21 protein-coding genes and 1 pseudogene are annotated in these 21,783 nt (G+C 57.7%); 7 read left to right on the forward strand and 15 right to left on the reverse strand.

Annotated elements, in window-relative coordinates; genetic code table 11:
* Positions 1-2 precede the first annotated feature (2 nt).
* Positions 3-1,031 carry an adenylate/guanylate cyclase domain-containing protein gene (locus GOW40_RS03760; RefSeq protein ID WP_171128431.1) on the forward strand — a complete coding sequence of 343 codons (1,029 nt, stop codon included), beginning with the start codon at positions 3-5 and terminating at the stop codon, positions 1,029-1,031.
* Positions 1,032-1,054: 23 nt separating this feature from the next.
* On the opposite strand, the gene GOW40_RS03765 is transcribed toward GOW40_RS03760, so the two are convergent.
* Positions 1,055-2,554 (reverse strand): winged helix-turn-helix domain-containing protein, encoded by a 1,500-nt coding sequence (locus GOW40_RS03765; RefSeq protein ID WP_171230868.1) that lies wholly within the window; start codon positions 2,552-2,554, stop codon positions 1,055-1,057.
* 61 nt (positions 2,555-2,615) lie between these two features.
* Between GOW40_RS03765 and GOW40_RS03770 the strand changes: the two genes are divergently transcribed.
* On the forward strand, positions 2,616-2,768 hold the full coding sequence (locus tag GOW40_RS03770; protein WP_171230869.1) for a hypothetical protein: 153 nt from the start codon (positions 2,616-2,618) through the stop codon (positions 2,766-2,768).
* Between the two features lie 15 nt (positions 2,769-2,783).
* Positions 2,784-3,542 carry a methanethiol S-methyltransferase gene (gene mddA / locus GOW40_RS03775; protein ID WP_171136533.1) on the forward strand — a complete coding sequence of 253 codons (759 nt, stop codon included), beginning with the start codon at positions 2,784-2,786 and terminating at the stop codon, positions 3,540-3,542.
* Positions 3,543-3,794: 252 nt separating this feature from the next.
* Here the strand turns inward: mddA and GOW40_RS22420 are convergent.
* From GOW40_RS22420 to GOW40_RS03805, 6 genes and pseudogenes are all read right to left on the reverse strand, one after another.
* Positions 3,795-4,500 (reverse strand): annotated as a pseudogene (locus tag GOW40_RS22420) (IS6 family transposase).
* Between the two features lie 328 nt (positions 4,501-4,828).
* Entirely contained in the window at positions 4,829-5,821 is a 993-nt protein-coding gene (locus tag GOW40_RS03785; protein WP_171230870.1) for a substrate-binding domain-containing protein, read from the reverse strand.
* Between the two features lie 25 nt (positions 5,822-5,846).
* A complete protein-coding gene (locus GOW40_RS03790) occupies positions 5,847-6,179 on the reverse strand; it encodes a hypothetical protein (protein ID WP_171128422.1) in 333 nt (110 codons plus the stop codon).
* Positions 6,176-7,063 (reverse strand): NAD(P)-dependent oxidoreductase, encoded by an 888-nt coding sequence (locus GOW40_RS03795; protein WP_171128420.1) that lies wholly within the window; start codon positions 7,061-7,063, stop codon positions 6,176-6,178. The genes GOW40_RS03790 and GOW40_RS03795 overlap by 4 nt, the downstream gene beginning before the upstream one ends.
* Positions 7,060-7,560, reverse strand: a complete 501-nt coding sequence (locus tag GOW40_RS03800) for a gluconokinase (RefSeq protein ID WP_171128418.1) — start codon at positions 7,558-7,560, stop codon at positions 7,060-7,062. The genes GOW40_RS03795 and GOW40_RS03800 overlap by 4 nt, the downstream gene beginning before the upstream one ends.
* The gene (locus GOW40_RS03805) at positions 7,560-8,318 is read right to left on the reverse strand and encodes an SDR family oxidoreductase (RefSeq protein WP_371731802.1); all 759 of its coding nucleotides are present in this window, start codon (positions 8,316-8,318) and stop codon (positions 7,560-7,562) included. Before GOW40_RS03805 ends, GOW40_RS03800 begins: the two co-directional genes overlap by 1 nt.
* A 103-nt stretch (positions 8,319-8,421) precedes the next feature.
* Here GOW40_RS03805 and GOW40_RS03810 point away from each other — a divergent pair, with 103 nt between their 5' ends.
* Both GOW40_RS03810 and GOW40_RS03815 read left to right on the forward strand, forming a co-directional pair.
* Positions 8,422-9,369, forward strand: coding sequence for a 2-hydroxyacid dehydrogenase (locus GOW40_RS03810; protein ID WP_171128414.1), 948 nt, complete (start codon positions 8,422-8,424; stop codon positions 9,367-9,369).
* A gap of 20 nt (positions 9,370-9,389) precedes the next feature.
* Positions 9,390-10,424 carry an L-idonate 5-dehydrogenase gene (locus GOW40_RS03815; RefSeq protein ID WP_171130432.1) on the forward strand — a complete coding sequence of 345 codons (1,035 nt, stop codon included), beginning with the start codon at positions 9,390-9,392 and terminating at the stop codon, positions 10,422-10,424.
* 14 nt (positions 10,425-10,438) lie between these two features.
* Here the strand turns inward: GOW40_RS03815 and GOW40_RS03820 are convergent, their stop codons facing one another.
* Positions 10,439-10,858 carry a heme-binding protein gene (locus GOW40_RS03820; RefSeq protein WP_171128412.1) on the reverse strand — a complete coding sequence of 140 codons (420 nt, stop codon included), beginning with the start codon at positions 10,856-10,858 and terminating at the stop codon, positions 10,439-10,441.
* A gap of 68 nt (positions 10,859-10,926) precedes the next feature.
* Here GOW40_RS03820 and gndA point away from each other — a divergent pair, with 68 nt between their 5' ends.
* Positions 10,927-12,351 (forward strand): NADP-dependent phosphogluconate dehydrogenase, encoded by a 1,425-nt coding sequence (gndA, locus tag GOW40_RS03825; RefSeq protein WP_171128410.1) that lies wholly within the window; start codon positions 10,927-10,929, stop codon positions 12,349-12,351.
* Between the two features lie 16 nt (positions 12,352-12,367).
* Here gndA and GOW40_RS03830 read toward each other — a convergent pair whose 3' ends face one another.
* The 7 genes from GOW40_RS03830 to GOW40_RS03860 form a co-directional block, all read right to left on the reverse strand.
* On the reverse strand, positions 12,368-13,291 hold the full coding sequence (locus GOW40_RS03830; protein WP_171128408.1) for an SMP-30/gluconolactonase/LRE family protein: 924 nt from the start codon (positions 13,289-13,291) through the stop codon (positions 12,368-12,370).
* Positions 13,292-13,622: 331 nt separating this feature from the next.
* Positions 13,623-14,768: a substrate-binding domain-containing protein gene (locus GOW40_RS03835; RefSeq protein WP_171128406.1), complete on the reverse strand. Its 1,146-nt coding sequence runs from the start codon at positions 14,766-14,768 to the stop codon at positions 13,623-13,625.
* Positions 14,769-14,852: 84 nt separating this feature from the next.
* Positions 14,853-15,983: an ABC transporter permease gene (locus GOW40_RS03840; protein ID WP_254444238.1), complete on the reverse strand. Its 1,131-nt coding sequence runs from the start codon at positions 15,981-15,983 to the stop codon at positions 14,853-14,855.
* On the reverse strand, positions 15,983-16,738 hold the full coding sequence (locus GOW40_RS03845) for an ATP-binding cassette domain-containing protein (RefSeq protein WP_171128404.1): 756 nt from the start codon (positions 16,736-16,738) through the stop codon (positions 15,983-15,985). Before GOW40_RS03845 ends, GOW40_RS03840 begins: the two co-directional genes overlap by 1 nt.
* Positions 16,739-16,887: 149 nt before the next feature.
* Entirely contained in the window at positions 16,888-17,925 is a 1,038-nt protein-coding gene (locus GOW40_RS03850) for a substrate-binding domain-containing protein (protein WP_171128402.1), read from the reverse strand.
* A gap of 56 nt (positions 17,926-17,981) precedes the next feature.
* Positions 17,982-19,004: an ABC transporter permease gene (locus GOW40_RS03855; RefSeq protein ID WP_171128400.1), complete on the reverse strand. Its 1,023-nt coding sequence runs from the start codon at positions 19,002-19,004 to the stop codon at positions 17,982-17,984.
* Positions 18,991-20,520 (reverse strand): sugar ABC transporter ATP-binding protein, encoded by a 1,530-nt coding sequence (locus GOW40_RS03860; protein ID WP_171128398.1) that lies wholly within the window; start codon positions 20,518-20,520, stop codon positions 18,991-18,993. The genes GOW40_RS03855 and GOW40_RS03860 overlap by 14 nt, the downstream gene beginning before the upstream one ends.
* 119 nt (positions 20,521-20,639) lie before the next feature.
* Here GOW40_RS03860 and GOW40_RS03865 point away from each other — a divergent pair, with 119 nt between their 5' ends.
* Complete coding sequence (locus GOW40_RS03865) at positions 20,640-21,665, forward strand: LacI family DNA-binding transcriptional regulator (protein ID WP_171128396.1); 1,026 nt, start codon at positions 20,640-20,642, stop codon at positions 21,663-21,665.
* Positions 21,666-21,783 lie beyond the last annotated feature (118 nt).

Here is a 21,783-nt window from a genome sequence, read left to right on the forward strand (position 1 = left end):
CCATGCAAATCCAAGAAATTAGTGCAAGCCTGCTTGGCTCCATCAATGTTGGAATCTGCATCGTCGACGCTGACACCGGCGTCATCGTTTCGCTGAACCAAACGTTTGAGACATGGTTCAGCGACGCGGTACAGGGTCAAGTTTTGAATCTGGGTACATCGTTCACATTGAAAGACCTGCCAGACAGGGAACCGGTGGAGGTTCGCACAAAGGTCAAACATCGAACTCTGGTCGTTGAACTCAGTGCCCATGAAGCAGAATACGAGGGCAACACGCTGATTGTCATTGAAGGTCAAAACATTTCGCGCCTGCGCGAGACCGAAGCCATGATCGACAGCTATGCGTCCATGGTTGATAAGCGCACCCGCGAGTTGGAGCGAGAAAACCGGCGGGTTGAAAAACTGCTTTTGAATATGATGCCGAAATCGGTCTTTGAGGAATTCATGACATTTGGATGTGTGACGCCGCGATTGTTCGAGCCTGTGACCGTCATCATGCTGGATTTTGTCGGGTTTACCAAGATGGCCGCAGCTGGCGATCCGAATGTAACGGTTTCCGAACTGAACTCAATTTTCACAGCATTCGATCAGATTGGTGAGCATCACGGCTGCGAGAGGATCAAAACCATCGGAGACTGCTATATGGCGGTGACCGGGTTACCGCATTCCACGCCAGATCACGCGCTTTCAGCCGCGCGGGTCGCAGCCAAAATGATGCGCTTTCTGGAGAGACGCAATCAAACGCACCCGCACACATGGCACGCTCGTATCGGCATCGCCAGCGGCTCCGTTGTCGGCTCAGTGGTTGGTGTTCAGAAATACGTCTATGATGTCTTTGGCCCTGCGGTGAATATGGCCGCGCGTTTGCAGGCTCAGTCCAAACCCATGGAGATCACGGTATGCGACTCGATGCGCGACGAACTGATCGACGATTTCAAGCTCTGTGAGGCCGAGACAGTCTTCTTGCGTGGATTTGGCGATACGCGAATTGCGCGCATGAAACACTACCAACCAAACAGAAAGGTCGCTTGAGCCGTCGGCGCGGGATCTGAGTTTCAAAAACCTGCCTTGCGAAACGAGTTGAGCATGCGATCACGGTATGCCTGATCTTTCACGACACTTGCTTCTACAAGTTTCTCGGCAGTGGCATCCGGCCTCACGCTACGAACTTTTGCGGCCATGGTATGCATCCTGTCGGTCAGGTTAAGTTCGGCGGCACAGGCTAAGATCAATCGCGGCGCCCATGTCGAGCCGGGCGCTTCAATGTAACCTTGTTCCAGCAGAGATAAGGCATCTTCATATTCGCCCAATCCGTATCGGGCGGCGCCAATGCCAAAGTAATAGCTAAACCTCATCGGATCATGCGGGCTAAGACGTAAAGCTCTTTCATAGTTTGCGACTGCTTCGTTCATGTTCCCAGCAAAGGTTTCCACGGCTCCCAACATGGCCCAGGCCCAAGCCAGACTTGGGTCCAGCGCAAGGGCCGACTCAAGGTGATGGCGCGAAGCAGTATGTTGCCCTGCAGCCACCTCGGCCGTGGCTACGAAAGTCAGAACCAGTGCATCGCGTGGCGCAAGGTCAAGTGCGCTTTTGCCATGTTCCATCGCCTCTGCAAGTGCAGCCGGTCCGTCAGGGGCCCAGTCGGACATCGCCTGTTGTCCCAGGCACCACGCAAGCATGGCATGTGACAAGGCATGTTCGGGATCTGATACCAATGCACGTCGCAAATGGACCACGGCCTGCCGATTGTCATCCGCGTCCATCCGCATGCAAAGCGGTGTCGCTCGCAGGAGTTCATGATAGGCATCCGTCAAGTCAGCCTCGGCTAAGGCGCGTTGCACTTCAACCATCATGATATTCGGGACGAGGCGGCCCAGAATGGCCGCAACCACCAGGTCTTGCGCCTCAAAAGGGTTTTCAAGCTGCCCTTCAAAACGATCTGCCCAAACCTCTGCCTGCCGTCCGGCATGCAATAAAGAAGCATTTAGGCGAAACGCATTCCCCGCAAATCTCAGCTTGAGGCCAAGCACGTACCGAACGCCCAATTCTGCGGCGGCTTGCTTTGCGTCATTCTGGCCAGAGTAACGCGCGACATAAATCGTTCCCACCCGGCCAATGGCTGCGCTTATATCGTCCTCCAACCCTTCGCCAAAAGCCCGTTGAGCATCTGTTGGATGCACCATTGTGGTTGCCATGATGGCAATGGAAGGCTGCGATAAAACCGCTGCAGAGCTGGTCTTGTCATGCCTTTCCTCGACCGTGCCAACAAATTGGAACCCGTGCCCGTGCACAGTTCGGACCAAGGCCTGCCGCGCGCCGTCATCACCAATTGCTGCTCTGACCGCTTTTACGCGGCTGCTGAGAGCTGCATCTGAAACGATCCTGCCTTTCCAGATTACCGAAAAAATCTCATCCTTCGACACAACACGTTCACGGTTTTCAATCAGATGTCGAAGCAGCGCAAACACTTGCGGCTCGGTAGCAATTGGAACGTCTTCCTGCGTCAATTGCAGGCGACTTGCGTCCAGAACGTACTGATCAAATGCATATTTCACCGGGTAATTCTGCGCGAATTCAGTTTTTTCGTAAAGCGTGAACGCAAATCGCGGCACCCATATGGCGCTGATTTCGCACCCAAGCAATGCGCCTTGGCAGCGGATGGTCCGCATGATCGTCAAGTCTTCAGAAAATAACCAGAAAACCTCCATGAAAGGATCAAGCATCGCATCATCCGGCTCGGGCAAACAGGGATCATCTGAAACAAAATGAATTGGAGCGTGACCTATGAACCGCCCTGGCCTGATCTTATATGGCGCTGTTGCCTATGTTCTTTTCAATGTGGCCTTTCTGTACATGATCGGCTTTCTCCTGCAACTGCCTGTTCCGAAGGCGATCAACGATGGGACCACATCCGCTTGGCCCGTCGCCGTCGTCATCAATTTCGGGTTGATCTTCCTCTTCGGCTTTTTTCACAGCCTCATGGCGCGACAGGCGTTCAAATCCTGGTGGACGCGGATCATTCCTGCCGATGCAGAACGCAGCACCTATGTGTTGCAATCGGCCCTGTTTCTGATCCTGGCCATGTGGCAGTGGCGCCCGCTGCCCGAAACGATCTGGATCGTTGATGGCGCTTTGGCTTGGCTGACCTATGGCATCTGTGCACTTGGTGTCTTTCTGGTTTTGCTTTCGACCTTTCTGATCGACCATTTCGAGTTGTTTGGCCTGCGACAGATTTGGACCGCGAACAGATCGCAACCTATGCCCAAACCACAATTCAGAACGCCCGGGCTTTATCGTTTCGTGCGTCACCCGATGCAGTTTGGCGTCATTCTAGTCTTGTTCGGCACTCCACACATGACTGTTGGTCACGCGCTCTTTGCCGGGCTGATGATGGTTTACGTGATGATCGGCCTATGGTTCGAAGAAAGGTCTCTGGAACGCGAGTTTGGCGATACGTATCGCGCGTACCAGGCGATGGTTCCCATGCTGATCCCGCGCCTGAAGCCCTTGCGTTCGAGTGATCTGGAAACGCAACACGGCTGAGCCTTCCCGGACTCCTGATCGTTCTGTCGGAACACCGGGAGTCCTTTCATTGGCAACTCACCACTATGCAAGCCAATTGCGCTACTTGCCCGTCGTCAAAGACACGTTGCATCTAGATTTGGCAATCAAGGGCACATAGTTGTTTCGCGACAAGATAGATGAGTACCTTCGTTCTGAAGCATTTGAAGGGCTCAGAGAAGGTGCTGTCAGACAATTTCGAACGAGTCTCAGCCAGGCCGGTAGCGCTGCCCTTTATGCCGCACCGAGTTCGCGCCACTCGGCGAGAGCTGCGCTGCGGGTCAGCTTGATGATGTCTCGTTTGGCCAGCGATCTTTCCCGGTTGAAGTGGTTGTAGACGGAGGAATGGACGGATGCGGATTTCTGTAGACTTCGCAAGCGCCTGAAACGCTACATCGCGCGTTCGCGTCGCCGGAACGGGAGGTGCGGGTTTTCAACGCGGTTATTGAGCCACCTGCCCGTCTGCTGTTTTTCGGGAGTTCTAAGCTCTCAAAGAACCGCCCGACACGATGCGAAGCGATCTGAGACAACGGTTTTCGCTTTACCGTGCCGTTTCGTCAATTTCTTAAGAAATTTCAGTGCTACAGCTTTGTTTCGGCGTTTGGCAACAACGGCTTCCAGCACCTCACCTTCGTGATCAACGGCCCGCCAAAGATAATGCAGCTTGCCATTCACCTTCACGAAAACTCGTCAAAATGCCACTTCCATTTTGAGCGTGCAGGCAATTGCTCGACTCGCCTTTTTTTGATCTCCGAGGCAAACATCGGGTCGAAACGGTTCCACAAATATCGGACGGAATGTGGCTCACCTCAATCCGCCGTTCGTGCAATAAGCCTTCCACATTTCGAAGCGAAAGCGGAAAACGGATATACAGCATCATGGCGAGGCGGATGATCTCGGGACTGGTTTTGAAATACTCGAAGGCGGCAGGTTTGGTCATTCCCAGTCGCTACGCAACACCCCTGCCCTGCTCAAATAAAGTTAGTCTGACAAGTCCCATTCCTGCATTGCTTCGGCAGCGAAGCCCAGTCTTATGTCTGTCCGGATGTGTTCTGGCAAACTGTGCCTCAGGAGCAGCGGATAGATCGCTTCTAGGACATCTTCTGCTTCAGCCTTTGTCCGGCCGGTCACAGCCAACGCCTGCTACCTGAACTTTTCAGATCCGTCAGCATCTTGTAGTTCCGCCCCCCCCACTGAGCTTAGCAAGCAATCGACGGATGCTGCAGACACTGGGGCTGCATCCGCTGCGCTCGGTTTACCGCTTGCACCTAACCAGTCGTTTTGCGCACCAACAGACGCGGAGTCAGCGTTTCGATTACCGCGTCTTGCGCACTTATTCCCGACAGGATCTCGTTTGCACATCTGCCTGTCAGTGTTCCGATCTCTTGCGCGCCCACATCCAGCGTTGTGATACTTGGTCGGCTGATGCGCGAAATCTCGAAATTGCCAAACCCGGTCACCGCGATATCCCCCGGGATTGTCAGGCCGAGGCATTCGAGCGCCATCATGGCGCCAAAGGCAACCGGGTCGGACACACAGACAAGCGCATCAAGTCCCCGAATTCGGTCGATTTCGCGCATGACCAGTTCCAAGCCAGAAGACATGGTCGCAGGCGCGGGTCCGATCTGAAGGTCAAGCACCTCGGCCAAACCACGCTCACGGGCAGCTTTGATCGTGCCCAGACGGCGCTCGTGGCCCCGTGCGTCGGTGTCCGCTGACGCGCCAACAAAACCCAATCGCTGACGCCCGCTCTGCGCCAGATGGTCAACAATCAACCCCATCGCGTCCGAGTTGGAAAACCCGATCACATGTCCAATCGGCGCCTCGGGGATGTCCCAGATTTCAAAGACCGGGATCGAGGCTGATTCCAAAAGCCTTCGCGTGGTATCGGTATGGGTGCCACCGGTCAGGATCATCGCATCAGGCCGACGCGCCAGCAGTTGACGCACCATCTGTTCTTCCCGGACCACATCGTAATTGGTGATCCCCTGCAGCAATTGCAGATCGGTTTCGGCCAGAGATTCGGTCAGTGCTTTGTGGGTCGTCGCGAAATTCGCGTTGTTGATCGACGGCAGTGTCAGCGCCAAAAAGCCGCTGCGCTGTGCCCGAAAGGCCTGCGCAGTGGTGTCATAAACATAGCCAAGCTTGTCGGCCACATCCTGAACCATTTGGCGGGTCTTGGCATTGACCGAGCCATCGGATTTGAGCGCACGCGAGACCGTCATCGGAGAAACGCCCGCCTCTTTTGCGATATCCCGCATTGTAACGCGCACGCTCAATGAAACCTCACTCGTTATAAGCGTTCAGTTCGGTGACATGATGGTGGATTTTCCCCATAAAGAATTCGGACACGATGTCACCGGTAACATCCTTTGACTGGTAACGGGCTGGAGATTCAAGGGCTTCTTCCATCGTTTTCTGATCAGGATAGGATATCGCAAGGATCAAAGGAAACTCGGGCGCGCCCGCGTCGCGGTCTTCGCCGAACATCACGCGCACGCCCAGATTGCCAGTGAACTGTGTCCAAAGCGGAACAAGCCGGTCCTGCACCGCTTGCCGAAAGGCTGCGGTCTGGCCGTCCTTCACGGACCCCTCAAAAAGAGCAAAGCGCGTGATCATTCCGATGTCTCCTGTTTTGCACCGCTGAAAAATTCCATCACCGCGGCCTGATCCTCTCCTCCCAGACCGGCAGCGGTCAGCATCCGGTGGATTTCGGTGCAGAGCGCCGTCATTGGCATCGATGTACCCGTGCGCCGCACAAGATCGTTCACCATGTTCAAATCTTTGACCATGTTGTCGATCCGCCCCGTGCGGCGGTAATCTTTGGTGGCAAAGCGTGGCATATACTCCTGCAACAGAGCACTGTCCGCACGCCCGCCCTTGAGGGCCACGGGGATCTTGGTCGCGTCAACGCCCGCGTCCAGTGCAAGCTGCGTCGCCTCGGCAACGGCAAGAAATCCTAGCCCACAAAGCACCTGGTTGATCATCTTGGTGGTCTGCCCCGCCCCAGGACCGCCCATATGGGTCATATTGGCGGCAACATCCGACAGGATTGCCATCGCGCGGTCCACATGATCGGACGCACCGCCCAGCATCAAGGTCAGCTCTCCGATCAACGCCTTTGGGGCGCCGCCGGACAGAGGACTGTCCACCCATCCCAACCCTTGCTCATCGGCCATATTGGCAAATTTGCGCGTCGCTTCGGGGTCGATGGACGACATATCGATAATCAAAGCGCCGGTATCCGCGCCTTCCGCGATCCCGTCTTTGCCAAAGGCCGCCAGACCCACGATCTTTGAGGCATTCAGGCTGGTGATCGTGGCAGCCGCACCGCTGGCGGCCTCGGCAGCGCTTGCCGCAGCCGTTGCGCCTTTCTCGACCAATGCGGCGACCTTATCCGGGTCGAGGTCAAAAACCGCAAGCTGATTGCCCGTCTCCAAAAGTCGAGTGCCGATGGCACCCCCCATGGCTCCGGCACCAACCAGGGCCAGTTTCCGTGTCATATCAATGTCTCCCTAATGTAGGATTCTGATTGCCCCACCACCGCTGGGAACGGGCGGGCAATACTGATCCGCGTACCAAGCTCACCTGCGGCCAGCCCTTCCAGCGCGTCAAACTGGCTTTGCAGCAAAGACGGCGGCATGAAATGCCCCGCCCGCGCACTGACCCGCGCCAGCATCACCCGTTCGGCCGCATCCAGGTGCAGAAACCGGACCGGTTCGGCCACGCGTGCGCGGATAATGTCGCGATAGGATCGCCTAAGCGCAGAGCACCCGACAACAACCGGGCCCGGAGTCTGTGCAAGCACGTCCCCGACCTGTTCCAGCCAGGGCGCGCGATCGGCATCGTCCAAAACCAGGCCACTTGCCATTTTGTCGATATTGGCCTGTGGATGCAGGTCGTCACCGTCGACAAACGTCATATCACAGGTGATCGACAACGCACGGCCAATGGATGATTTTCCGCATCCAGAGACCCCCATCAGAACATAACAACGCATCACAGCGACGCCGTAATGCCGCCATCCACAAACAGCGTATGGCCATTGACAAAGCTCGACGCCTCCGACGCCAAAAAGACCGCCGCGCCCACAAGTTCCTCGACCTTGCCCCAGCGTCCGGCAGGGGTGCGGTTTTCCAACCAGGCGCTGAACTCGGGGTCGCTCACCAATGCCGCGTTGAGCGGGGTGTCAAAATAGCCCGGCGCAATGGCGTTGCATTGCAACCCGTGTTTTGCCCAGTCGGTGGCCATCCCCTTGGTCAGGTTCGCAACCGCGCCTTTGGTGGCTGTGTAGGGTGCGATGCCCGGGCGGGCCAAGGCCGTCTGGACGCTGGCGATATTGATGATCTTGCCCGCTTTGCGCCCAATCATGTGCCGCGCACAGGCCTGCCCAACGTGAAACACGCTGGCCACATTGGTCTGCAACAACCTGTCAAACGCGTCTGCCGGAAAGTCCTCCAGCGGGGTGCGGTGCTGCATACCGGCATTGTTGATCAGGATGTCGATGGCACCCTGATCGGCCTCGAACCCGTCAATGGCCGCGCGCACCGCATCATGATCGGTGGCGTCAAAGGCAAGCGTGGCAGCCCCTTCGATCTGCTCAGCCGCAGCGCTCAGCTTGGACAGATCACGCCCATTCAGGACGATCTGTGCGCCCGCGCGCGCCAATCCCTGCGCCAGGGCAAAGCCGATCCCCTGCGACGATCCGGTGATCAGTGCGCGCTTTCCCGCGAGTGAAAATAAGTTTGTATCAGGCACCCTGACCTCTCCTTCCTTGCGCATGTGGAATGCGCCTTGTCAGATCATGTTGTTACCGATACCATGATACCGGTACCATAGTTTGTCAATACAGGATTCTCAAATGGCCAAACCCGTAATTCTGCAAGTCGGACCCTACCCGGATTGGGATCAAAACCCAATCGATACTGTCTTTGACGCAAAACGCCTGTTCGAAGCGCCAGACAAGGCCGCGTTCCTGGCCCAGCATGGCCCGAACGTGCGCGCCATCGCGACCCGGGGCGAGTTGGGCGCGGATGCCGACATGATTGCGACCTGCCCACAGCTGGAGCTGATCAGCGTCTATGGCGTGGGCTATGACGCCGTTGATCTGGACGCGGCCAAAGCCCGGACTATCCGCGTGACAAATACGCCGGATGTTCTGACACAGGATGTGGCCGATCTGGGTGTGGCGATGATGCTGTGCCAGTCACGCGGGATGATCGGGGCCGAGGCCTGGGTGCGCGACGGGGATTGGGCCAAACAAGGGCTCTACCCGCTCAAACGTCGGGTCTTCGGGCGCAAAGCCGGTATCCTTGGGTTGGGGCGAATCGGGTTCGAAGTGGGCAAACGGCTGGCCGGGTTCGACATGGACATCGCTTACAGCGATATCGCGGCCAAGGACTATGCCCCCGATTGGACATTTGTGCCCGACCCGGTTGAACTGGCCCGGCACAGCGACTTCCTCTTTGTCACCCTGGCCGCCTCTGCCCAAACACGCCATATCGTCGGCGCAGAGGTGATCGACGCCGTGGGGCCCGACGGCATGATCATCAATATCAGCCGCGCCTCGAATATTGATGAGGATGCTCTGATCGCCGCGCTGTCAGGGGGCCGTCTTGGCTCTGCCGCTTTGGACGTGTTCGAAGGCGAGCCCGCGCTTGATCCCCGTTTTCTTGATCTGCCCAATGTGTTGTTGCAACCCCACCACGCCAGCGGCACTATCGAGACACGCAAGGCCATGGGGCAACTCTTGCGCGACAACCTGACGGCTCATTTCGCGGGCCAACCCCTTCCCACCCCGGTTATCTGAGGTCGAAAATGCCTGACATGATGAAAGCCATCGTTGCCCATGCGGCCAAAGATCTGCGCATCGAAACGCGCGAAATCCCAAAGCCCGGCCCGGGCGAGGTTCTGATCCGAATGGCGCGCGGCGGCATTTGCGGGTCGGACCTGCACTATTACAACCACGGGGGTTTTGGCACGGTCCGCCTGAAAGAGCCGATGATCCTGGGCCATGAGGTTGCAGGCACGGTGCAGGCTCTGGGCCCCGATGTTACGGGGCTGGCCACCGGAGATCTGGTGGCCATATCGCCGTCGCGCCCATGCTATCGCTGCGCATATTGTCTGGACGGGGCCCATAACCACTGCTTGAACATGCGTTTTTACGGCTCGGCCATGCCCTTCCCGCATATTCAGGGCGCGTTTTGCGAATATATCGTGGCGGATGCCCGCCAATGCGCCGTCGCCACCGGTCTGACAGCAGGTGAAGCGGCGATGGCCGAACCGCTTTCCGTGGTGCTGCACGCGGCCAGACGCGCCGGCGACCTTATGGGCAAAAAGGTCCTGATCACGGGATGCGGGCCAATCGGCCAGCTTGCGGTTCTTGTGGCCCGCGCCGCCGGGGCCGCTCGGATCGTGGCCACCGACATGACCGGATTCACGCTGGACATGGCCAAGGCGGTGGGCGCCGACATCGTGCACAACATCGCAACCGACCCAAACGCGCTGGAGGCCTATACCGCTGACAAAGGCTATTTTGACCTGCTGTTTGAATGCTCGGGCGTCACCGCAGCGCTTGCGGGCGCGGTTCCGGTCCTGCGACCGGGCGGGGTGATCATGCAGCTTGGGCTGGGCGGCGACATGTCCTTGCCTGTTCAGGCCATGACCGCCAAAGAGCTTGAGTTGCGCGGATCCTTCCGGTTTCATGCCGAGTTCTTCACCGCTGTTGAGCTGATGCAAAACAAACGGCTGGATGTGACGCCCCTGATCACCCAGACCCTGCCCCTGGACGAGGCCATCGCCGCGTTCGATCTCGCCTCGGACCGAACCAAAGCCATCAAGGCGCAAATCGCGTTCCCGTCCTGACAGGACTGCCCGGTTCAGATATCCGCCCCCACCGCGCGCAGCGCCGCACGGGCGACATCGATATCCTGATCCGGGCTGCCCGAGCCAACGCCGATGCCACCCACCAACACGCCTCCCACACGGATCGGAAGCCCACCTCCCAGACCGGTCACAGCACCTTGCGTGGCCGCCGCGATATGGGGCCGGACCGCTTCGGGGATCACGTCCGACGGCGATCCAATGGACGCCGCCGTCCGGGCCTTAGCCCGCGCGCTCAGGCGGCTGAGATACTTGGCATCGGTCATGCGAATCTCACCCAGCGTCTCACCGCTGGCATCGACGACGATAATACATTGCGGTTGCCCGATCTCCTCGGCCCGTGCGATAGCAGCGCCCAGCATTTTCATCACCGCGAAATGGCTTAGTTTCAGAGTTTCAACCGTCAGAGCATCCATACCGCTTTTCCTTTTCCATCAACAATGGTACCGGTATCATAACTCACGTAACCAAGGAAAGAACACAGATGACAGCGCATGCCGATTTCGGACTGATTGGGTTAGGAACAATGGGGGCGATGCTGTCGCTTAACATGGCCGATAACGGGTTCAGTGTCGCGGTCCACAATCGCACCACGTCGCGCATCGCAACCTTCATGGACGAGGCCGGAGAACTGGCCAGCAGCTTTGTGCCCTGTGACACACTTGAGGCTTTTGTCGCCGCGCTCAAATCGCCGCGCAACATCATCCTGATGGTGCCGGCTGGCGCGCCCGTGGATGACCAGATTGAAGCGCTGCGGCCCCTGCTGGACTCAGATGACCTTATCATTGACGCGGGCAACGCAAATTTCCACGACACCGTGCGCCGTGCCAACAAGGCGGAACAAGACGGGCTGCCGTTTCTGGGCATCGGTGTATCCGGTGGGGCTGAGGGCGCGCGTTTTGGCCCGGCAATCATGGGCGGTGGCCCCAAAGCGGCCTGGGACCGGGTGGCGCCCATGCTTTCGGCCATTGCAGCACAATACGAGGAACAGCCCTGTGCCACCTGGATGGGTCAGGACGGCGCCGGGCATTTCGTGAAGACCGTGCATAACGGGATCGAATATGGCGATATGCAGTTGATCGCCGAAACCTATGGGATTATGCGCGATGGGCTAAACCTGTCCTCCAGCGCCTGTGCCGAGATTTTCACCGCCTGGAACGAAGGTGCGCTGCAAAGCTATCTGATCGAAATCTCTGGCAAGGTTGCAAACTCTGTCGATCCCGCCACCGGGCAACCGATGCTGGATGTGATCCTGGACAGCGCAGGGCAAAAAGGCACCGGTCGCTGGACCGCGATTGAGGCCCAGATGTTGGGTGCTCCGGTCACGGTAATCGAAGCTGCGGTTGCGGCACGCAATCTGTCGGCTGGTAAACCCCTGCGCCAACAAGGAGAACGCCTGTTCACCCCCGCCGAGCGCAGCTTGCCGACAGACACCACGCTGAATACGGATGATCTGCGTGATGCGCTGATTGCAGGGAAGATTCTATGCTATGCGCAAGGCTTTGATCTGCTTGAAAAGGCAAGCGATGACCGTAGTTGGAACCTGCCAATGCCCGACATCGCCAAAACCTGGCGCGAAGGCTGCATAATTCGGTCATCCATGCTGAACGACATGGCAACCGCGCTTGAAGCAAAGCCCGCCAACCTGATCTTTGCGCCCTATTTTGCCGATCTTGTCAGTCGCACCCTGCCCGCGCTGCGCAAGGTGGTGGTGACCGCCGCCGGGGCGGCCATTCCGGTGCCTGCAATGGCGGCTGCGCTCACCTATTTCGACACGATCACCCAGTCACGCGGCACGGCCAACATGATCCAGGGTCAGCGTGACTTTTTCGGCGCACACGGGTTTCAGCGGACCGACCAAGAGGGTACGGATTTCCACGGACCCTGGTTGAACCAGCACCTGAAATGAGGTGCCTGGCGCCTCATCAAACTGGCGAAACACCATTCACGTTCAGGTAAACCGAATAAAGCGATGTGGTTCCGCAAATGAACAGCCGGTTCAGCTTTGCGCCACCAAAACAGACATTCCCGACCATTTCGGGGATCTCGACCTTGCCGATCAGCTGACCCTCGGGGCTTAGGCAGTGCACCCCGTCAGCGGCCGAACTCCAAATCCGGCCGTCAGTGTCCACACGGAACCCATCGAACAGGCCTTCGGTGCATTCGGCAAATACCTCACCACCTGACAGCGTACCATCCGCGTTCACCGAGTGGCGACGAATGTGCCTGGGGCCACCTTCATCGTGGGTCACACCTGTGTCAGCAATATAGAGGCTGCTTTCGTCCGGCGAAAAGGCAAGCCCGTTAGGTTTGAGATAGTCGTCAGCAACACGCGCGATTTCCCCCTCGGGCGACACGCGATAAACATGGCACCCGTCCTGTTCAGGCTCTGCGCGGTCGCCCTCGTAATCCATCAGGATCCCGTAAGAGGGATCGGTGAACCAGACTGAGCCATCGGATTTCACCACAACATCATTGGGTGAGTTCAGACGCCGCCCCTCAAACCGGTCGGCAATCACGGTGATCGACCCGTCATGTTCGGTGCGCGTGACGCGGCGGGTCAGATGCTCGCAGGTGACAAGGCGCCCCTGTCTGTCGACGGTCTGGCCGTTCGAATTGTTTGAAGGTTGCCGGAACACCGAAACCGACCCATCCGTTTCATCCCAACGCAAAATGCGATTGTTTGGAATATCGGACCACAAAAGATAACGACCCGCCGCATGCCATACCGGCCCTTCTGACCAGCGCGCACCGGTCCATAGGCGCTCGACCCGGACGTGACCGACAAAGCAGGCCTCAAACGCCGGATCGATCACTTCGAACCCGGTTCCTTCGATAACACCAAACATTCAGTCTTCCTTCTCGTCCATTAAGGTGTTGCCGTAGCTAGGCTCGCCCCAACTGATTGATCTAGATGATTTCCCGGGCTGTTCGGGCCAGGCTTCCAAATGGCCTGATTTGTCTTCTTGGCCCAGCGGCAAGGTTGCGACAGGATACCGGCGATGATCGACCCGGCACGAAGACACTGACCAGGATCTGCGGCAGACAATCTTCGTTCTGTCATCGTGGCTTCTTCATTGCTTCCAGTCCGGTTGCGAGCGGACAATTTACTGCACCCATCCCGCTCAGGTCACGCCATCAGACTTAACCTGAAGGGAGGGGTGCTCCTGTTACACGAACTCAGCGTTCCAACGCTCCAATTCCTGAAAAGCGGAACGCTTCTTGTTGCAGCGCGTCAAGTTCCTCTGCCGACATCTGGTCATGAGCGACCGTAATCCGCCCGAGGAAGACAAGCGGCAACTCGCTTGCGCGATCCTCAAGATCAGCTTTGATCGCCTCGGCTGTCGCAGCGCCGACATCATCGCCCATGCGCATCGGTGTGGCGTCTAGCTCTCCGCGTCGGATCGCATCCAGCTCAAGCCCCGTGCCACCCCAACCGGTCGAGAAGATGTCTTTCTCTTTCCCTTGCGACAGTTGCGCCTCTACGCTGCCCATTGCCATCGCTGTGTTGGCGTTGTGGATGATAGTGGCCTCGGGATAGGCCTGCATGATAAGTGATGTGCCTTCGAATCCGCCTTCACGCTGATACTCGCCATAATGCTCGTAAACGGTGGTCCAACCGGCTTTGTCTTCCACGCAGGCTTTGAAGTCACCCGAGCGTTGATTGTCAGTAATGCCCGGAATGCCACGGTTCATGGCCATGGTTACACCTTCTCCCAAGCGGTCAATCATGTAATCGCACATGGTCAGTGCGCCCGCAGCCGACGAGAAGTCGAACCACACATCGGGCTGGTTCGCCAAATCCTTCAGCGGTGTGTGGAATGCCCAGACAAAGGTGCTGAAACCATCATTGCCCGCCAGCTTGTCGATATTGTCCGCCTGAATTTCCAGCTCGGAGGGCCCGAAGATCACATAGTCATACAGGTCCGCATCCTGTTCGACCTGGTTTGCGTAGGTCGACTGCAGCGAGTGTTCGATCTGACGCGACGCGAATTCGGTGGTCTCATAGGCGATGCCCAACTGATCCAGACGTTTGGTCAGCGCCAGATAGTTGCGCGCCCAAAAGTCCGACGTATCCGCCGAGGGATAGATCAGCGCGATTTGAATTGGGTTGTCCAGCGCACCGCTGAACGGCACCGCCTCGGAACCGACAACAGCTTGCAAGGCTTCCAGCTTGCCGTCCGCATTCACCTCATCCGGCACCCAATAGTTGCGCTCGGCGATATCTGGCAGCTCTTTCAGCGGCAGCTTACCATGGCCGTCCGCGATTGCCGCGGCAGACCATGCTACGCTTGTCATCAAGGATACAGTGGTTAAAAGTCTCATGATGGTTCCTCCCTTTGCATGAGAGCGGAGCCTAAGCCGGGCTCGGGGCTGCACCCCCGACCCGGCAACCCCGCATGATGCCGGTTAGCCGCTTGGTGCAGCCGATCCGGAAAACAGCGCCCCAATCGCCAACAGAGCGATCAGAATACCGATAAGAGCTGCAGAAAAACGCAGCATTTTCTGACCTTCAGGGGTTTGAAGACCGGCCAGCCAGCCCCCTGCCCCATCCCGATCTTTCTTCTGCATCCAGGCATACAGCGCCACTGAGCTGACGATCACAACGCCCGAAGCCACAGATTGCCAAAAGAACTCGATCCGAAGTGTGACCAATGCGTTGATCATCATGCTGAGCAGAAGAACACCCGCGAATGAGCCGAGCATAGACGCCCGGCCCCCGAACAGTGATGTGCCGCCTACAACCACAGCCGCAATCACATGCAGGTTGAAATAGGGCGCAGATGTCGCCTGAATGGCGTTCAGCTTGCCTGTCAGCATAACACCCGCCAATGCAGCACAAGCCCCGCACAAAACATAGGCGTAAACCTTGTGACGGTTGACTGAAATGCCCGTCAGCTCTGCCGCTTCGGGGTTCGACCCTATTGCGATGGTGTATCGCCCGAAATAGGTCCGCTTGAGCAGAATATAGCCCCCGATCATGGTCGCAATTCCCAGAACAACCGGAATCGGAATAAAGCCGGGGATCTGGCCGCGCCCAATCTCGGTCAGGAAATCGGGGAACCGGGCAAGCACCAGCCCCTTGGCAATCACCAGAGCAAATCCGCGATAGACCAGATCCATCGCCAGTGTCCCGATCAAGTCGGGCACATTGAAACGGGTGATGATCAAGCCGTTGATCAAGCCCATGATCGCACCCAAAGCAATCGCAATCGGAACCGCGATATAGACGCTGAACCCGTATTGCTTGATCAGAAAGGCCATAAGGATGCTGGACAAGGCAGCGATCGAGCCGATGGACAGATCAATGCCGCGCTGCGTGATGACAAAGGTCATCGCCATTGCCATGGGCATATATAGGGCTGCATCGAGCAGTATGAGATTCAGGTTCGTTGCCCGGAAATACCGCGCAGGTTCGGCAATACCCATGAACATAAGGATTGCCAAAATCATCACCATCGGGCCGATGATGGCAATATAGGGCTCTAGCCGCTCGGTGAACGGTCGAGAGTCTGACATATGTGTATCTGTCTGAGCCATCAGGCTGCCTCCTCAGCGCCGACGATCATGCCCAGCACTTCCTGTGTGTTGCTTTCACTGGTTTTTACGACGCCAACCCGCCGCCCGCGCCGCTGAACATGGACTCGATCGGAAACCTGAAACACGTCATCCAGCGAGTGGCTAATAAGGATAACGGCGATGCCTTGGGCTTTGACCGTTTCGATCAGTTTCAAAGTTCGGGCCGTTTCCTGCGGGCCCAGAGCCGCAGTCGGCTCATCCATCACAAGCACACGCAGGTCGTCATGATAGACCGCGCGCGCAATCGCCACCGCCTGACGCTGACCACCCGAAAGGCTTTCGGTGGGCGCATCCATGGATTTGAGCCGCACGCCCAACCGCTCCATTAACACCCTCTCGGTTTCCGAGCGCATGCGCTTGTTGTCCAGAAACGTGATCCCTGCGACTTTGCGGGTCAGCTCATTGCCCAGGAACATGTTTGCAGCAGGATCAAGGTGATCGGCCAATGCCAACGTTTGATAAACCGCATCGATCCCCATCGCAGTGGCCTCGGCATGGCTGGAAAACCGCACCGGCTTATCATCAAGAAAGATATCGCCCTCGGTGGGTTGATAAACACCGGTCAGAACCTTGATTAGCGTTGATTTGCCGGCACCGTTGTCCCCTACGATGGCAAGCACTTCCCCGGCATAGGCGTCCAGATCAACATTGCTCAGCGCTGTCACGCCGCCAAATCGCTTGGTTATTCCGCGCATCTTTATAAGTGGCTCGGCCATAAGAAAGATACCCCTTCTGAAGGCGGTCGCCATCTGTAGGCCACCACCGGTTTCACTTGGCCAGCAGCCGCGTTTGCGCTGGCTGACCGTGTTTCTATGTGTATTGGTTCAAACCGGCCCCGATCCGTGGACCGGGGGGGGGGGAGAAGCTATTTGCCCCAGATCGCCTTGTAGGCTTCGCGATAGGGCGTATCGGGATCAAACGCATTGCCCTCGATCTTGTCCAATCCGGCCTTGGTCACCAGCGCAGGCGAGGTGACATAACCTGAACACGCCTCGCCCTGGATCGCGCGGTTCAGCTCATCCACCAGTTGCCACCCCTGCAGGTTCAGCGGCTCGGCCACAGTGATCGTCTGGTAATTGTCCGACCGGATCCGCTGGAACGAGGCCTCAGATCCGTCCCCCGCAGACCCCGCTTGCGGCCCGCTGGCGCTGTCGATCCCCGCCGATGCAAGCGCCGGGCCCATGAAGTCAAAATAGAGATCGTTGATCGCCAGCGCATGGGTCCAGCTGTCGCCGTATTTCTGCAACAGCGATGTGGTCAGCGGCCCCATCCGAGATGAAGTATCAGCAATGGGCGTGTCCACATATTCCAGCACCTTGCCGCCGCCAGCTTCGATCACCTCTTGCAACCGGTCCGCCTTGTCGATGGCAATCTGATAGGTCGAGTCGGTAAAGATCACCACACCGATATCGGTCCCGCCATCCTCAAGCGCCCATTCGGCGGCCACTTCGGACACCGTCATCGCGTCGGTCGACACGTTGGCAAAGATCCCGCCGGGCGCGTCGCAGCCGATCACGGGTCCAGAATGCCAGGCGACCATCGGAATGTTGGCACCGGTCACACCTTCCAGCGCGGCCTGCTGCTCGACAGCGTCAAAACCGTTGATGATGATCCCGTCGGGTTGCAGTGCCAACGCTTGACCGATTGCCGCCGTTCGCCCCTGGATAGAGCCCGCTCCATCCAGAACACGAACCTCCCAGCCAATGGCGGCTGCGGCTTCCTCAACACCGCTGGTGACCCCAAGGATACCACCGTTTTTCAGATCACCCGCAAGCACCACGATCGATTTGCCATCAGCCGCCGCAGGGCCGGTTGTCGGACCATCCCAGGGAAGTTCGGCAAGGCTGGTCCCCGCCAACATTGTGCTGGCCAACAGACCCGCCATGAACGTTCTTTTTTGCATCAGATTTCCTCCCTTTGCATAGATGTCGCCCACACCCCAAGGTGCGGCGGTTTGCTTCAGCGCTTGGCTGCACCCTTTCTGCGCTGTGCGTATCCTGCGATGCCGATGGCAATCAGCAGGGTAACCCCGTTGAACAGCGGCTCGACCCAGAAGGAGCCACCAAATTGTTGAATACCGGAAATGCCCACGGCCAGAATGGCGACCCCGATAACGGTGCCCCAGACATTCACCCGACCAGGTTTGATCGTGGTCGAGCCCAGGAAGGCACCGACAAGAGCGGGCAACAGAAACTCCAACCCGACCGAGGCCTGACCGATCCGCAGTTTTGACGCCAGGATCACACCGGCCAGCGCCGTCATCGTGCCCGACGCCATGAACGCGCCGATGACATATTTGCGGGTCGGAATGCCGTTCAGCTGCGCTGCACGCTGGTTTGCACCAATGGCATAGAGATAGCGGCCCACCGGCGTGTATTCGAGCACGATCCACAGCACTAATGTGATGGCCAGCAGATAAAACCCGGTAATCGGAAGCCCGAAGACAAAGGTTGTCGACAGATCATAGAACCCTTCGGGCAGTGCGCCCACCATCTGCCGTCCGCCGGTGTGCCATAGCGCCAGCGCATAAAGAACGGTGCCGGTGCCCAGCGTGGCAATGAAACTGTCGATCTTGGCAACTTCGACCAGCATGCCGTTCAGAAACCCGGTAAAGGCCCCCAGAACCAGAACAATCGCAACCGCGATTGGCCAGGGCAGACCAAGCATGGTCTGCAAGCTGATGGCCAGGATGTGCCACAAAACGATGCCGTAGCCCACAGTCAAATCGATGCGCCCCGCCGCCATCGGGATCATCGCACCCAGCGACAGCAAAGCGATGATCGCTTTGTCAGAAATAATCGCCCGCAGGTTCAGCATCGTCGGAAACGTGTTCGGCAAAAGAACCGAAAAGAGGCCAATCAGGAAGACAGTCAAAATGACCAGACCGTAAACCGGTAGAAACCGCATCACCCGTTTGCCAAAGCTCAAACCTTTCAGTTCGGCCTTTGTGGGTTCCAAAGCGCTGCTTTCAAGCGACTGCATGCGAGATATCCTTTCCTTGCCCGGCGTTGCTCGCCGATGCGGATTGAATGAGGTTTTCCGTCGATAGCCGGGTGCCACTCAGCTCTTCGACAATCTTGCCCTGGCTGAACACAATGGCGCGGTGGCAGATCGTGGCGATCTCTTCGAAATCGGTCGAGACGACCAGAATGCCCACCCCCTGCCCTAACGCCTTGTTCAAAAGCGCATAGATTTCCGCCTTGGCCCCCACATCAACTCCAGCGGTCGGGTCTTCGCAGATCAACAGCTTGCGTTGGGTAGCCAACCAGCGCCCGATCACCACCTTTTGCTGGTTTCCGCCCGACAAGGCTTCGATGGCCAGCGTCGGATCATTGGGCGACAGGCCCAGTTCAGCACCAATGGCTTCAGCCTGTTCAGCCTCGCGCGCCGGGGTCATGAAACTCAGCAATCGGCGCCCCAACCCGTCAGGGTTCAGAAATGTGTTTTCCCGGATGCTCAGGCTCATTGCCACGGATTCTTCGGTTCGGTCCTTGGCCACCAGACCTATTCCGGCCTGCATGGCCGTTTGCGGCGATGTAAGATCCGGTACCTCACCGGCCAGCAGAACCTGCCCGTCATGCGGCTCGACCCCGAACAGTGCGCGCGAAACCGCCTCGTGCCCAGCCCCGCGCAAACCGACAAGGCCAACGATCTCGCCTTGCCGCAGCTCGAAGTTCAGCGCGGTGACATCACCGGCCGAGAAATCCGTCAGCGACAGGATGACATCGCCCGGCGGGGTCTCGGACTTAACAGTGGCCCGCGTTTTGCGACCCACGATCTTCAGCACCAGCTCTTCCGGTGTCGTGTGTTCGATACTTCGGATCCCAACCATTTCGCCGTCACGCAAAACGGCCACACGGTCAGCGATCTTGAAAATCTCGTCCAGGCGATGGCTGACATAGATCATCCCCACGCCTTTCTCCCGCAAGGGCCGGATAGCCGCGAAAAGCCGCTCGACCTCGTCCGCCGGCAACGACGCGGTCGGTTCATCAAGAACCAGAAACTCGCTGTCCACGGCCAATGCCCGCGCAATCGCCACCAGCGACTTTTCGGTCCGCGACAGATCCTCAACCCGGGTCGTGGGATCAAAATCACAATCTACCCGTGCCAGCGCATTTCGCGCGAACCGCTCAACATCCTTCCACTGGATCAGGCCCGACTGTTTCTTGAAGCCAAGCGCCAGCGCAATGTTCTCGGCAACTGTCATCCATTCGATCAACCCCAGATCCTGATGGATGAAAGCCACCTTCTGACGTTCACCAAATCCGGCAGGCCGATGATCATAGGGTTGGCCGTCAATCAGAACACGACCCGAGTCCGGTTTGTGGATACCACCCAGAACTTTGATTAGCGTCGACTTGCCCGCCCCGTTCTCGCCCAGAAGCGCAACAATCTCTCCGCGCTCGACGGCCAGCGACACGTCGCGCAGCGCATATGTCCCACCGAAATGCTTGTCGATGCTGTCAAACAACAGACCACTATGACGCTGCTTGTTCATTTGTCCTCCCCACGCCACGGCATTTGCTTTTCGACAGCGTTACCCGTAACGTTCCGCTAGTGTTCGAGGAAAATTCGGCACAGTCAAGAAAAAAGTTACCGGTAACGTATTTTGCGAAAATGACAGAAAAACCAAGCAAGACCAACAAGGTAAGCCTAGCCAAAGTGGCCGAGGCGGCGGGCGTTTCAAAAATGACCGCCAGCCGAGTCATACGGGGTGAAGGGGGCTATTCGGAAAAAACCCGCGACAAAGTGATGGCCCAGGTGGACGCTCTGGGCTACTTGCCGAATCGGCTTGCGACCGTTTTCGCCGGGGATCGTTCCTCGACTTTTGTAGGCGTCTCGATACCGGATCTGGGCAACGAGGTCTTTGCTCAGGTGCTTGAAGGCATCGACCAGAAACTGGGGTCACACGGCTATCAAACTGTCTTGGGGCTAACACAACATACGCTGGTTGAAGAAGAGAAATGGATCGAAACGGTCCTGTCCTGGCAACCCGCCGGGCTTATTCTGACAGGCCGGTCTCATTTGCCCCGCGCTACCGAGATGTTGCGCAATGCGGGAATTCCGATCGTTGAATTATGGGACCTGAATTCTAGTCCCCTAGACATTAGCGTCGGGCTTGCGCATTTCGACAGCGGCTTCGAAATGGGGCGCCACTTGATCGGGCTGGGATACCGAAACTTTGGCTATGTCGGCACGTCGCATGATACAGCGAATGCGGCGTCCAGGCGTCTGGACGGGTTCACCAAAGCGATAACCGACGGGGGCGGAACTCTCACCCGGCAATTCTGTCTGCATGACACGGCCAGCTTCTACCCAGGGTACTACGGAACCGAACAGCTGATCGCCACCGGGGCCATTGTCGAATGCGTCTTCTATCAAAATGACTCGATGGCTTTTGGCGGCATGCAGTATTGTGATCGAATTGGCCTGTCTGTCCCCCAAGATATTGGCATTGCCGGCTGGGGTGACATGCCGATTTCATCTGTGCTGAAAGCCAGACTGACGTCCATCCACGTCCCACACCTTCGGATCGGCCAGGCCGCCGCACAAGCGCTGGTTGCTCGGCTGAACGGAGAAGCGGTGAAGCCTTGCATCGACGTGGGTTTTCACCTCGTCCCTGGGCGGACTGTGCGATCTTAGGTGTTGCTCTCTCCTAGAGAAACACAACCAAGTTGGATACCTAACATTCCAGTTTGTTTTGCCGCGTGGGTCGATGTGCATCCGAAAACACCGCAGAGGCGGTCGTTACATAGGTCTG

The sequence above is a fragment of the Ruegeria sp. HKCCA6707 genome, from assembly GCF_013033515.1.
In the GTDB taxonomy this organism is placed as follows: Bacteria; Pseudomonadota; Alphaproteobacteria; order Rhodobacterales; family Rhodobacteraceae; genus Ruegeria.

What these genes read in the sequence shown, in the direction of transcription:
- GOW40_RS03760 (WP_171128431.1), top strand. Translation starts at nt 3, where the DNA reads ATGCAAATCCAAGAAATTAGTGCAAGCCTGCTTGGCTCCATCAATGTT.
- GOW40_RS03770 (WP_171230869.1), top strand. Translation starts at nt 2,616, where the DNA reads ATGGCGCTGATTTCGCACCCAAGCAATGCGCCTTGGCAGCGGATGGTC.
- mddA (WP_171136533.1), top strand. Translation starts at nt 2,784, where the DNA reads ATGAACCGCCCTGGCCTGATCTTATATGGCGCTGTTGCCTATGTTCTT.
- GOW40_RS03785 (WP_171230870.1), bottom strand. Translation starts at nt 5,821, where the DNA reads ATGCGGGATATCGCAAAAGAGGCGGGCGTTTCTCCGATGACGGTCTCG.
- GOW40_RS03790 (WP_171128422.1), bottom strand. Translation starts at nt 6,179, where the DNA reads ATGATCACGCGCTTTGCTCTTTTTGAGGGGTCCGTGAAGGACGGCCAG.
- GOW40_RS03795 (WP_171128420.1), bottom strand. Translation starts at nt 7,063, where the DNA reads ATGACACGGAAACTGGCCCTGGTTGGTGCCGGAGCCATGGGGGGTGCC.
- GOW40_RS03800 (WP_171128418.1), bottom strand. Translation starts at nt 7,560, where the DNA reads ATGCGTTGTTATGTTCTGATGGGGGTCTCTGGATGCGGAAAATCATCC.
- GOW40_RS03810 (WP_171128414.1), top strand. Translation starts at nt 8,422, where the DNA reads ATGGCCAAACCCGTAATTCTGCAAGTCGGACCCTACCCGGATTGGGAT.
- GOW40_RS03815 (WP_171130432.1), top strand. Translation starts at nt 9,390, where the DNA reads ATGAAAGCCATCGTTGCCCATGCGGCCAAAGATCTGCGCATCGAAACG.
- GOW40_RS03820 (WP_171128412.1), bottom strand. Translation starts at nt 10,858, where the DNA reads ATGGATGCTCTGACGGTTGAAACTCTGAAACTAAGCCATTTCGCGGTG.
- gndA (WP_171128410.1), top strand. Translation starts at nt 10,927, where the DNA reads ATGACAGCGCATGCCGATTTCGGACTGATTGGGTTAGGAACAATGGGG.
- GOW40_RS03830 (WP_171128408.1), bottom strand. Translation starts at nt 13,291, where the DNA reads ATGTTTGGTGTTATCGAAGGAACCGGGTTCGAAGTGATCGATCCGGCG.
- GOW40_RS03835 (WP_171128406.1), bottom strand. Translation starts at nt 14,768, where the DNA reads ATGAGACTTTTAACCACTGTATCCTTGATGACAAGCGTAGCATGGTCT.
- GOW40_RS03840 (WP_254444238.1), bottom strand. Translation starts at nt 15,983, where the DNA reads ATGGCTCAGACAGATACACATATGTCAGACTCTCGACCGTTCACCGAG.
- GOW40_RS03845 (WP_171128404.1), bottom strand. Translation starts at nt 16,738, where the DNA reads ATGGCCGAGCCACTTATAAAGATGCGCGGAATAACCAAGCGATTTGGC.
- GOW40_RS03850 (WP_171128402.1), bottom strand. Translation starts at nt 17,925, where the DNA reads ATGCAAAAAAGAACGTTCATGGCGGGTCTGTTGGCCAGCACAATGTTG.
- GOW40_RS03855 (WP_171128400.1), bottom strand. Translation starts at nt 19,004, where the DNA reads ATGCAGTCGCTTGAAAGCAGCGCTTTGGAACCCACAAAGGCCGAACTG.
- GOW40_RS03860 (WP_171128398.1), bottom strand. Translation starts at nt 20,520, where the DNA reads ATGAACAAGCAGCGTCATAGTGGTCTGTTGTTTGACAGCATCGACAAG.
- GOW40_RS03865 (WP_171128396.1), top strand. Translation starts at nt 20,640, where the DNA reads ATGACAGAAAAACCAAGCAAGACCAACAAGGTAAGCCTAGCCAAAGTG.